An 11,761-nucleotide genomic window follows, 5' to 3' on the forward strand; every position below is an offset into this window, starting at 1 on the left:
ATGCTTTGGCATTAATGTTCTATATTAGTAAAGATATTAATAAGACAAAAAACCCATAAAAAGTGGGTCCTTTCAGCCAGAATGGCGGGTTTGGTGGGTTCAACCCCAGGCCTTCTCTAGCGTCAGATATATTTTGAATATTAACTTTTTAATTATTAAGATATGAATTTAGCAATCCACTACTATCCTACTCGAAACCTAGTTGAATATGAGCGTAACCCACGTAAAAATGACGATGTGGTCAACAGAATGTGTGCTTCTATTCGAGAATTCGGCTTTCGTATTCCAATAGTTGCAAAAAGTGATGGTACTGTGGTTGATGGTCATTTAAGACTTAAAGCAGCAAGAAAACTTGGTATGGAAAGTATTCCCGTAGTCTTAAGTGATAATTTAAATGGACCACAAACCAAAGCTTTTCGACTGCTTGCCAATCAATCAGCTAACTGGGCAAAGTGGGATGATGATCTTTTGAAGGTGGAAATTCAAGAGTTAGAAGATTTGCAATTTGACCTTAAAATGACAGGATTTGAATTGGAAAAAGTTCAAAGGTTTCTCGATGATTTTGATGGTGAAAAAGAAGATCTTTCTGATTTAGCTGTTGATAACAAAAAAGTAACAAAACCAGGTGATCTTTGGATTTTAGGTGATCATAGAATCTATTGTGGTGATAGCTCTGTAGTTGAATCATATAAAGCGCTGTTAGATGATAAAATTGCAGACATTACTGTTTGTGATCCTCCATATAACGTTGATTATGGTAGCAGTCAAGAAAGAGAAGATAAAAAAATATTAAATGATAATCAAGGTGAAAAGTATGAGCTTTTTCTTTACGACATCTGTTCCAATATTTTAGCATATACGAAGGGAGCAATTTACATCTGCATATCATCATCAGAGTTTTCAACGTTACAAAAAGTATTTGAGGAAGCAGGAGGAAAATGGTCGACATTTATCATTTGGGCAAAGAATCACTTTACGCTAGGCAGGTCTGATTATCAAAGACAATACGAAGCAATGCTCTATGGATGGAAAAGCGGCAATAAACGTGAGTGGCATGGAGGAAGAAATCAAAGTGATCTGTGGTTTTATGATAAGCCAACACACAATACACTACATCCAACGATGAAGCCAGTAGAGCTAATGGAGAGAGCAATAGTTAATAGCAGTAGACCAGGAGACATAGTACTTGATCCATTTAGCGGTTCTGGCAGCACACTGATTGCATGTGAGAGAACAGGAAGAATTTGTAGGACAATAGAGCTAGATTCAAAATTTGTAGATGTAACGATAAAACGTTGGCAAGTGTACACAGGTAGGGAGGCAATTCTTTCTGGTACTGGTAAAACTTTTTCAAAGATTCAAGAAGAAAATTCGTAGAAAAAAGGTAAATAAAGAGAGAGAGGAGAAAAAAAGTGAAAATCACACAAACAGAATGGGCAAGAGAGATAGGAGTATCAAAGCAATACGTCTGTTATTTAGTAAAGAAAGGAATAGTTGAGTTGGAGGATGGTTTGATCGACCGAGAACAAGCAAATGAAGCGGTGGCAGCAATAAGAGATCCGAGTCAGCCATTGAGGAGGAAAAATCCAGAAAGTACAAGTAACCTCTCCACAATGTTGCTAAAAACTAGAATAAAAAATGAAATGGAACGTGGTAAACTGCTTGAGGCAAAGGCAAAAGCTGAGATTGGTGAACTTGTAGCAGTAGAGGAAGTAAAGCGCGAAGCATTTAATGTAGCAAGAGTTGTCCGTAATAATTTGCTTAATATTCCAAATAGAGTTTCAGCACTGCTTGCATCACTGAGTGACACTGAAAAGATTCATATGGCGCTAACTGAAGAGATCACGAACTCATTACAAGAATTATCTAACGCTAAATTTTAATAATGTCTGCTAACTTAAGTTTGGAATTAATAAAGTGTCTCATTAATCAACCTGGATTAGATGTTAATGTCAGAGGGTTAAACGGAAAAACCCCACTACATTGCGCTATAGAGTTTGATGAATTAAGCATGGTAGATTTGTTACTCACGAAGAAGAACATTAATCCTTTTGTGGAAGATAATGAAGGTAAAACATCTCTTGATTACGCCAAAGAAGGGAAAAAAGCAGAAATATTACAAGCACTAATCAATCATAAATATGGATCAGAGGGAGATAGCTTGCTTCACTTAGCTGCGATGTTGAATGAAGCAAATGCTGTAAGATTTTTACTTAACAAAGGAGTTAATGTTAATGAGCAGAATGCTTTACTACATACACCATTACACTTAGCGGCAGGAGCTGGACATGAAGAAATAGTAGAAATTTTAATTAGAGAAGGAAACGCGGATAAGGATGTTCTTGACGTGAGAAATCATGCAGCAATTCATTATGCAGTAAACAACAAGAAGCTAGAAGTAGTAAAATTACTTTCAAATCTTGGTGCGAATGTCAATATAGCTGGTAGCGGCAGAAATGCAATGAAATTATCTTCTTTGCACGTAGCTATAAGTAGTAGTAATTACGACGAAAGGGACTTATGTTTAGATATTGTAAGATGCTTAATAAATGTTCCTAATGCTGGGGTTAACTTACAAGATTATGAAAATAAAACGCCACTACATTATGCTGAAAGGCTGAAAACAATAGAAGTTTTACTAACGCGAGAAGATATAGACCCTTTAATTAAGGATGATAATGGCAAGACACCATTTTGTTATGCAAAAGAAGCAAATAGATTAGATATAGTAAAGATTTTAGCAAGTAATAGATACGGAGCTGATAAAAACAGTTTGCTTCATTTAGCTGCCAGAAAAGGATATGAAGACCTAATAGACGGTATTCTTGGTGAAGGAGTTGAAATAGATGCTGTAGATGAGAGTGGAAAAACGGGAATTTATGTTGCTGCAAAGCATGGTCACTTTAACGTAGTAAAGTTGTTGCTAAAGAGAGGAGCAGATGCCACGGATGTTTTTCAGTATGCAATAATAACGAACAACGCAAAATTAATAAAATTACTGAGCAAAGAGAAGGAAATAGTGCTATTTGGAAGACAGAAGAACTTTCCAACATTTCATTTATTGAGCAATAAATATTTTGAAGAAAGGAAAATAGCAGACAAAAAAATAAAGAAATATATCAATATCGTCTGTGTTTCTATAACAGTATGTGCAATAGCGATAGTGGGAATTTACCCTAACATTATAGCTGCGTTAATGGTGGGAATAGTTGCGTTCATAGCTGCAATAACAATGAGTAATTTAACTCAGAAGTACATAGAAGAAGCACTTGAAAAGAAAATGTTTATTGAACTTGAAAGTGAGAAAACAAGTGAGTGCAGTTCTATTTTAAGTGATGTTGAGGTATCATCTAATGATGGTGAAGAGCTAGCGATATGATATATGCTACATCTTTTTCTGAAGGTTTAAAACCAGATCCAGAGCTTAAAGTATCAGAGTGGGCGAATGAGTATCGAGTTCTAGCATCAACTGCAGCATCAGAGCCAGGAAAATGGAGAACAGAAAGAACTCCTTATTTAAAAGAAATAATGGATTCACTATCACCATCTTCACCTGCAGAAAAAGTAGTATTCATGAAAGGAGCGCAGATTGGGGGAACAGAAGCTGGCAACAATTGGATAGGCTATATTATCGATCAAACACCAGGGCCAATGCTAGTAGTACAGCCAACAGTTGAAATGGGAAAGCGTTGGTCAAAGGGAAGATTTGCACCACTGATTGAAAGTACACCATGTTTAAAGAGTAAAGTAAAAGACCCAAGGTCAAGAGATTCGGGCAATACTGTGCAAAGTAAGGAATTTCCAGGTGGAATAGTTGTGATTACTGGAGCAAACAGCAGTGTAGGACTGAGGTCTATGCCAGTAAAATATCTCTTTCTTGATGAAATAGATGCGTATCCAGGAGATTCAGGAGGAGAAGGAGATCCAGTACTGCTTAGTATTGCTCGAACTAATACATTTGCACGGCGAAAGATTTTTTTAGTGTCAACGCCAACGATTCATGGAATAAGCAGAATTGAGAAAGAATTTGAAGCAACAGATAAGAGATACTTTTTTGTACCATGTCCACATTGTAATTATTACCAAATATTAAAATGGTCACAAATAAAATGGGAAGATAAAAATCCAAGTACAGCACACTATATATGTATAGAATGTGGTGAAAAGATAGAAAATCATCAAAAGACAGAGATGCTTGAACGTGGAGAATGGAGGCCTACTAATAGAGTAAAAGATGAGAAAAAAGGATTTCATCTTTCAAGTCTTTATAGTCCAGTTGGCTGGTATAGTTGGCAACAAGCAGTAGAAGATTTTCTCCATGCAAAAGAAAGTGAACAATTACTGAAAGTTTGGATAAATACTACGCTTGGAGAAACTTGGGTAGATAAAGGAGAAGTACCTGATTGGAAGCAATTATTTAACAGGAGAGAATTTTTTCAGATTGGCACAGTACCAAGGAGAGAAGTAGTACTTACTGCAGGAGTAGATGTCCAAAAAGATCGTCTAGAGGTGGAAGTTGTAGCCTGGGGAAAAAGCCGTGAAAATTGGTCAATAGATTATCGAGTATTTGAAGGAGATACAGGAGGTAGGGAAGTATGGGGAAAACTCTCTGAGCTCTTAAATCATCATTTTATCGGTGAAAATGGTCTTGAATACATGATAAGCATGATGGCAGTTGATGCAGGGTATGCAACACAAGAAGTATACAACTGGGTAAGAGGTCATCAGGGCTCTGGAAAAGTAATGGCATTGAAAGGTGTAAATAAAGCGCTAGTGCCACTTAGTAGCCCAAGTAGAGTAGATATAACAGTTGGTGGTCAAAAGCTAAAGAGAGGAATAAAGCTCTGGCCAGTCGGAGTATCGATATTAAAGTCAGAGCTTTTTCAATTACTTAATGTTTTAAAAGAAGGTGAAGAAGCTCCGGCAGGATACTGTCATTTTCCCGAATATGCACCTGAATATTTTAAGCAGCTAACGGCAGAGCAATTAGTCAGCAAAGTAGTAAAAGGATACACCAAACAAGAGTGGCAAAAGGTAAGAGAAAGAAACGAAGTGCTAGATTGCCGAATTTATGCAAGAGCTGCATCGATAGCACTGGGAATAGACAGATGGCCAGAGAGTAAATGGAATAGTTTAAGTGGAAAAATGGAAAGCAAAAAGCCCAAAAAAGTGAGACAGAGTAAGTGGTTGGAAAATGTATAACGAAGAGTATTTGTTTCAGGTTGAACAGGCAATTCAAAAGCTTCAGAGTGGCGAAAGAGTAGTATCAATTGCATATGGTGACCATGTTGTGAGGTATGCTGAAGTTCAGATAAATGATTTACTAAACTTAAGACAACGTATTAAAGCTGAACTGAAAGTTGCAGGTGTGAGACCGAAGAGAAGAATTGTGATTGCGACAAGTAAGGGGATTGACAAAATTGTGTAAAAATGTTATAGTTTAAAATTGGTATTTTATAGTTAAAATATGGATCAAAGTCAAGAAAGGCTTAATGTTAATGTAAATTTTGAGGGGGAATTTGCTCACTACCTTATAGAAATGGCAAAAGTTCAAAATAGAACTATAGGAGAAGTTGTAAAGGACCTAGTGGAAGAAGAAATTGAAGCAAGCAAATTATCTGAAGAAGATGATAAAATAGATGAAGTAGATATAAAGTTGGCTAAGCTTTCTCTTGAGCGTGATGCTAGAGGTGATGAAGAAATTAGAAGTGAGGATGTAGATTGGAATAGAATATTATCTGCAAAAACAGTCTAAAGGTGGAGATACAAGCTGGGATACGATATTATCTATTCAAAAAGAGTTCTTGAGGAGGACTTTCTTGCATTACCACAAACGATAAGATCTAGAGTGAGAAGAGCTGTAGATAGTCGTCTTGCAACCAACCCTAAAGCAATAGGTAAAGCATTATCGCATGAATTCAAAGGGTATTTTAGGATACGAGTAAGTGATTATCGTGTAATTTATAGGATAAACTACTCAAAACACACAGTAACTATTACTGCAATGGGACATCGGAAGGACATTTATGAACGCAGCCCAGAATAAGCGTTGGTATTTGTGCAAGAGCCTCATGCATAAGTGTTAACAGCCAGACTCTCCAGCAGCTAGCTGTAATTTTTTAATGTCAAATTGCGCAACAAACTGCTGCATAATCAAAGAGGCAAAATGTTATTAAAATCGTTCAAACAACTATTTAGTAAGCCAAAAATCAAAAGTTCAGCCTGGGACGCTGCAGGCTCAGGAAGAAGATTTTTTCACTTTCAACCAGAGTTAGGAAGTATAAACAATTTGCTGTCTCAAAACCTTGAAACTTTACGTAGTAGATCACGTGATATGGTGAGAAAAAATCCTTACGCTGCAAATATAATTGATACGATAGTAAGTAACTCTATTGGAACAGGAATAAAACCACAATCAAAAGCAAGAGATGGAGAATTTCGAAAGAAAGTACAAGAATTATGGCTAAAATGGACAGATGAAGCAGACAGTAGCGGAGTAAGTGATTTTTATGGATTACAAGCTCTGGTATGTAGGAGCATGATAGAAGGTGGAGAGTGTTTTGTACGCCTCCGAAATCGTAAACTCGAAGATGGATTTTCTGTACCATTGCAACTTCAAGTATTGGAATCAGAGCATTTAGATAACAAAAGCAATCAGACTCTTGCGAACGGCAATATTATTCGTAGTGGTATTGAATTTAACCGACTTGGTCAAAGAGAAGCTTATTACCTATTTAGAGAGCACCCAGGTGAAGGTTCGTTTGGAGAATCAGTTAGAGTACCGGCAAATGATGTTTTACATATCTATAAACCTTTAAGACCTGGGCAAATCAGAGGGGAGCCTTGGCTTTCTAATATACTGCTGAAACTTTATGAGCTTGATCAATACGATGATGCAGAATTAGTGAGAAAAAAGACAGCAGCGATGTTTGCAGGGTTTATTACAAGACTTGATCCAGAAGCAAATATCATGGGAGAAAGTGAAAGTAATGAGCAAGGAGTAGCACTATCTGGACTGGAACCTGGAACAATGCAGCTTTTAGACCCAGGAGAAGACATAAAATTTTCAGAGCCGTCTGATGTTGGGGGAAGTTATGAAGCATTTATGAGACAGCAACTGAGGGCAATAGCGATTGGTACAGGAATAACATATGAGCAGCTAACAGGAGATTTAACCGGTGTTAATTATTCATCAATCAGAGCTGGATTAATAGAGTTTCGTCGTAGATGTGCTATGCTGCAACACAACATTATGGTATTTCAATTTTGCAGACCAGTATGGAGTAGATGGCTAGAATTAGCAGTACTTTGTGGAGAACTCAGTGTAGATGAAAAAGTAGTAAAAGCAGCGAAAGAAGAAGTGAAATGGATACCACAGGGATTTGATTGGGTGGATCCACTGAAAGACCAGCAAGCACAGCAAATGGCAGTAAGAAATGGATTTAAGAGTAGGTCAGAAGTAGTATCAGAAATGGGTTACGATGTAGAAGAAATTGACCAAGAAATAGCAGAAGATCAAAAGCGTGCTAATTCTTTTGGACTTTGTTTCGATTCTGACGTTAACCATAAAGTAGAATAAGGAAAGGAAGGTGATGTGGATAAATAAGCCAATAATGGTAGAGAGAAGAAGCTTTGAACTACTATCATTATATAACAGCAAACAACCTATCTTTAAGAACTCAAAGTATTTTCATATAAACCCAAAAGGAATAGCAATAATACGTATTTATGGAGTTTTGACTAAAAAAACAGAAGCTTTTGATCATATTTTAGACATGACTTCGTATGAAAATATTCATGAAGAGATAGAGAGTGCTTTAGAAGATAAAAGCATAGAGACGATTCTACTTGATATAGACAGTCCGGGAGGAGAAGTAAATGGAGTATTTGACTTAGCTGATTTTATCTATAGTGCAAGAGGAAAAAAGAGGATAATAGCGATAGCAAATGATGATGCATACTCTGCTGCATATGCAATAGCTTCTAGCGCTGAGAAGGTATTTGTGAGCAGAACTTCTGGTGTTGGCAGTATTGGAGTAATAGCAAGTCATATAGATCAAAGTAGGTTTGATGAAAAACAAGGTATTAAGTACACCACAATCTTTGCTGGTAGTCGAAAGAATGATTTAAACCCACATGAGCAAATGACGTCTGAAAGTCTGGAAAGCTTACAAAAAGAAGTAGACCGACTATATGAAATGTTCGTCCAGCTAATAGCACGTAATCGCAATCTTTCGCATCTCCTGCATGTGGTTATGCTAATGTCCATGCTCAACAACAAGCAGAAATTTTGAAGCAAGTTGCGCATGAGATCTAGCACAATTGTGCAAATACTAAACAGCTTCAAGCAGGCTCATATAATTAGATGCTGGCACCTAGATAACTCATAGCAATAAAAAATTTCCCATATTACAAAAAAGATTGTGGCGAGCAAAACTATAGTATTTCCTAAAATGGATGATAAAGTTCCATTATGGTATTACCAACTAAAAGTTGTAAGTCTGTATATTTATACATGAGAGGTCTGAGGCGGCTTTTGATGGTATGCCAACAGTGTTCTATGGGATTCAAATCTGGTGAATATGTTGGAAGGTACAGCACATGACAGCCAAAAGACTCTATTAATGATTTTGTTTTAGTGGTCTTATGTGTATTAAACAATACTTGATCTGACACTTTAAAAAAGTAAGTTATAAAATAATAAAAGAAAGGAGTGTTAGATATGAGTACGATACAAACAAAAATACTAAAACCAAAGTTAGGATTATTAGAACTAGCAAAACAATTAGGAAATGTGTCTCAAGCATGCAAAGTGATGGGCTACTCAAGAGATACATTTTATCGATTCAAGGAATTATATGAAAATGGAGGAGAAGAAGCGCTACACGAAATAAGCAAGAAAAAACCACTTATGGCAAACAGAGTCTCTGAAGACATGGAAAGAGCTGTAGTTAGTATTGCAACAGAATTTCCTGCATATGGACAACAAAGAGCTGCAAATGAACTTAGAAAAAGGGGTATAATAATCTCTGAAGGTGGAGTGAGATCTGTATGGCTGAGAAATGACCTTGAGACCTTCAAAAAAAGACTGAAGGCTCTTGAGGCAAAAGTTATGCAAGATGGAATAATTCTAACAGAGGAGCAACTTGCGGCTTTAGAAAAAAGTTAAAGAACAAAGGGAAGCACATGGTGAAATTGAAACAGAGCATCCCGGTTATTTAGGTTCTCAAGATACTTATTATGTAGGCAACATCAAGGGTATAGGAAGAATCTATCAGCAAACTTTTATTGATACCTATTCAAGAGTTGCTATGGCAAACAGATAAAACTGCAATTACTGCAGCAGATCTTCTTAATGATAGAGTCATACCTTTCTTTGATGGGCAAAACGTACCATTGTTGCACATTTTGACTGATAGGGGCACGGAATACTGTGGCAAACCAGAAAATCACAGCTATATTTAGGAATTGAAAATGTTGATCATTCTAAAACTAAGGCCAACTCTCCGCAAACTAATGGCATATGCGAGAGATTCCATAAGACTATGCAAGATGAGTGTTACAATATTATTTTTCGCAAGAAAATCTACAATTCTTTGGAAGATCTGCAGATAGATGTTGATCATTGGTTGCGTTCTTATAATGAGACAAGGACTCATTCAGGCAAATATTGCTATGGCAAAACACCGATGCAAACTTTTCTTGATAGCAAAAATATTGCTTTTCAGAAAAATATTAGTAGCATCAAGCAAGAGACTGATATTAGTTTTCAATCCTTCTGCCAGTTAATTCTCGTCTGTCAGATTAAGTTGTGTCTAGTACAAAAATAAGGATGGTTATAATATCTTGCACTTTTCTACTTTCGATTTGATCTTAAATTTTATTTTGCCTACTGAATGGCGACAAAAAATGAATTTGAAGACTCTATATTGTAGTTATGTTGAGGATCATTTTAGCTTGCGTAACGTTCAATACCTTATAGGAAAAGGGATTGATGTAAATTCATGTGATAGACACCGCATGACTCTTTTGCACTATGCGGCTGAAAGTGGTAACTTAGATACTGTAAAATACCTTATACAGGCAGGAGCTAATGTAGATTCATATGATAAATTTGGTCGTAATCCCTTGCACTATGCTGCTATCAATAATCACTCAGATATTGCTGACTTTCTCAGAGTGAAAAAGGATAGCGTAAATTCAGCACATGAGCAATCACAAGTATCAATGAGAAAAAGGCTAAGAGTTTCAGAGTTGCAAGATTGTACTTCACCATGCTCAGTGGAGTATCAACATATATCGTCTAAAAGAAGAAGATTGAAAACCTCTAAGCAGTCATGGGGCTGTAAATCTATCGCTAGACACAAAAGGATCATTAATTGAGCTGAAGAATAAACTGGATCGTTATGTTCCTGGACACAGTAGTGATCATAGGATACCTATGTCCTCACTTAACAGTACTGCTATAGAATCTATGAATAACAAGAGCTTACAAGGACGCTAGTTTTATAATAAGCTATTTAATTTTATGAGGGGAATTTCAAAAAAACAGAGGAATAAAGTAATAAATTGATATAAATTCGCGTAGAACAAGTGGTAGACCATACGATCTCAAAATAAAATCTTCTTGTGCGACCCGAAAGTCGTGAAATCGTGATGGTTAAATTCCATCCGCCTTAACATCGGGTTGGAATCATAATCCACACTTTAGAAAAGTGGTAACTTTCTAGGGTGCAAGCATGGATTAAAAAGGGGTAATATTAAACTTTGTAATAAATCCCCCTAAGAAAAGTTAGATATGGTTACGAAAGGAACTTATGTTAGAATTGTCGTTATTCGTGATATGCGAAATAAAGTTGAGACGCATAAACCAAAAGGTACGGAGAGATGAATAATTAGAATGAGAAGGTCTAATTAAGATGTTTTCAAACTCCCGGCAAATAGTAAGAACCTAAGTCTAACGTGAAACGACTTCATGGAACGGAGTAACCACATGGAAGCTCTTATTATCCTCTGTTTAAAAAGGATAACTAAGAAGGTGGCCAACTGAATGCTTCTATGTGGAGGGATTGTTTAAGAAGCTAATGCCTAAAGTAATATTTGGGATATGCAGACGTAAACACTGTAGTTTGGAAGGTAAAGTTGTAAATAGTAGTGAATATGTTATGAGCCAACAAAATGTTAGGTATGAATGGAATGAAACTCCCTGGCGTAAGCTGGAGAAATCTTCATTTAAGCTACAAAAACGAATTTACCGAGCTTCTAAATGTAATGATATCAAGAAGATGCATAAACTTCAGAGATTATTACTAAAATCAACAAGTGCAAGAATGCTCGCTGTTAGGAGGGTAACTCAGGATAACAGAGGGAAAAAGACTGCAGGTATTGATGGAAAGTCTAATCTTAATAAAAAGGAAAGATTGCTATTAGCAAATTCTTTAAATATAAGAGAGAAGGCAAAGCCATCAAGACGGGTATGGATCCCAAAATCTGATAGGCCATCGGAGTATCGCCCGCTCGGTATTCCTACAATAGCAGATAGAGCAAAGCAAACACTTGTCAAAATGGCACTAGAACCGGAATGGGAAGCAAAGTTTGAGCCTAACACTTACGGTTTTAGATCTGGTAGATCGTGTCATGATGCAATAGCAGCTATATTTATCGCACTTGGTCAGAAAACAGCATTTATATTGGATGCTGATATTTCCGGATGCTTTGATAATATTAAACATTCTGCACTGCTCGAAAAACTTAATACCAC

At 36.5% G+C, this 11,761-nt stretch carries 11 protein-coding genes and 2 pseudogenes; 12 read left to right on the plus strand and 1 reads right to left on the minus strand.

The features are described from left to right. Nucleotides 1-162: 162 nt before the first annotated feature. The 9 genes and pseudogenes from BBB02_RS04875 to BBB02_RS04915 form a co-directional block, all read left to right on the plus strand. Nucleotides 163-1,377 (plus strand): DNA modification methylase, encoded by a 1,215-nt coding sequence (locus tag BBB02_RS04875; protein WP_127463634.1) that lies wholly within the window; start codon nt 163-165, stop codon nt 1,375-1,377. Nucleotides 1,378-1,412: 35 nt separating this feature from the next. Then, complete coding sequence (locus tag BBB02_RS04880) at nt 1,413-1,883, plus strand: hypothetical protein (RefSeq protein WP_077188538.1); 471 nt, start codon at nt 1,413-1,415, stop codon at nt 1,881-1,883. A 2-nt stretch (nt 1,884-1,885) separates the two neighbouring features. Next, nucleotides 1,886-3,379 carry an ankyrin repeat domain-containing protein gene (locus tag BBB02_RS04885; RefSeq protein ID WP_127463633.1) on the plus strand — a complete coding sequence of 498 codons (1,494 nt, stop codon included), beginning with the start codon at nt 1,886-1,888 and terminating at the stop codon, nt 3,377-3,379. Continuing rightward, entirely contained in the window at nt 3,376-5,202 is a 1,827-nt protein-coding gene (locus BBB02_RS04890) for a phage terminase large subunit family protein (RefSeq protein WP_127464159.1), read from the plus strand. Before BBB02_RS04885 ends, BBB02_RS04890 begins: the two co-directional genes overlap by 4 nt. Continuing rightward, complete coding sequence (locus BBB02_RS04895; protein WP_127463631.1) at nt 5,195-5,428, plus strand: gpW family head-tail joining protein; 234 nt, start codon at nt 5,195-5,197, stop codon at nt 5,426-5,428. The genes BBB02_RS04890 and BBB02_RS04895 overlap by 8 nt, the downstream gene beginning before the upstream one ends. 39 nt (nt 5,429-5,467) lie before the next feature. After that, nucleotides 5,468-5,755: a hypothetical protein gene (locus BBB02_RS04900; protein ID WP_127463630.1), complete on the plus strand. Its 288-nt coding sequence runs from the start codon at nt 5,468-5,470 to the stop codon at nt 5,753-5,755. A 93-nt stretch (nt 5,756-5,848) separates the two neighbouring features. Further along, on the plus strand, nt 5,849-6,046 hold the full coding sequence (locus BBB02_RS04905) for a type II toxin-antitoxin system RelE family toxin (RefSeq protein ID WP_237350101.1): 198 nt from the start codon (nt 5,849-5,851) through the stop codon (nt 6,044-6,046). Between the two features lie 120 nt (nt 6,047-6,166). Then, nucleotides 6,167-7,579, plus strand: coding sequence for a phage portal protein (locus BBB02_RS04910; protein ID WP_127464160.1), 1,413 nt, complete (start codon nt 6,167-6,169; stop codon nt 7,577-7,579). Nucleotides 7,580-7,592: 13 nt separating this feature from the next. Then, nucleotides 7,593-8,237, plus strand: a pseudogene (locus BBB02_RS04915) (S49 family peptidase); the annotation flags it as partial. Nucleotides 8,238-8,448: 211 nt separating this feature from the next. On the opposite strand, the gene BBB02_RS06505 reads toward BBB02_RS04915, so the two are convergent. Next, nucleotides 8,449-8,676: a transposase gene (locus BBB02_RS06505; RefSeq protein WP_164741546.1), complete on the minus strand. Its 228-nt coding sequence runs from the start codon at nt 8,674-8,676 to the stop codon at nt 8,449-8,451. A gap of 46 nt (nt 8,677-8,722) precedes the next feature. Between BBB02_RS06505 and BBB02_RS04925 the strand changes: the two are divergent. The 3 genes and pseudogenes from BBB02_RS04925 to BBB02_RS04935 form a co-directional block, all read left to right on the plus strand. Next, a pseudogene (locus BBB02_RS04925) lies at nt 8,723-9,830 on the plus strand (IS481 family transposase). A gap of 79 nt (nt 9,831-9,909) precedes the next feature. Next, a complete protein-coding gene (locus tag BBB02_RS04930; RefSeq protein WP_127464161.1) occupies nt 9,910-10,383 on the plus strand; it encodes an ankyrin repeat domain-containing protein in 474 nt (157 codons plus the stop codon). Nucleotides 10,384-11,084: 701 nt separating this feature from the next. Next, nucleotides 11,085-11,761 (plus strand): reverse transcriptase N-terminal domain-containing protein (locus BBB02_RS04935; protein WP_218937007.1); only part of this gene is annotated, 677 nt, incomplete at its 3' end.

It is taken from the genome of Wolbachia endosymbiont of Bemisia tabaci, from assembly GCF_003999585.1.
Classification (GTDB): domain Bacteria; phylum Pseudomonadota; class Alphaproteobacteria; order Rickettsiales; family Anaplasmataceae; genus Wolbachia.

Bases quoted from the DNA above. Each gene is read 5' to 3' on its own strand.
- BBB02_RS04885 (WP_127463633.1), top strand. From the start codon at position 1,886: ATGTCTGCTAACTTAAGTTTGGAATTAATAAAGTGTCTCATTAATCAA.
- BBB02_RS04930 (WP_127464161.1), top strand. From the start codon at position 9,910: ATGAATTTGAAGACTCTATATTGTAGTTATGTTGAGGATCATTTTAGC.
- BBB02_RS04900 (WP_127463630.1), top strand. From the start codon at position 5,468: ATGGATCAAAGTCAAGAAAGGCTTAATGTTAATGTAAATTTTGAGGGG.
- BBB02_RS04895 (WP_127463631.1), top strand. From the start codon at position 5,195: ATGTATAACGAAGAGTATTTGTTTCAGGTTGAACAGGCAATTCAAAAG.
- BBB02_RS04890 (WP_127464159.1), top strand. From the start codon at position 3,376: ATGATATATGCTACATCTTTTTCTGAAGGTTTAAAACCAGATCCAGAG.
- BBB02_RS04875 (WP_127463634.1), top strand. From the start codon at position 163: ATGAATTTAGCAATCCACTACTATCCTACTCGAAACCTAGTTGAATAT.
- BBB02_RS04910 (WP_127464160.1), top strand. From the start codon at position 6,167: ATGTTATTAAAATCGTTCAAACAACTATTTAGTAAGCCAAAAATCAAA.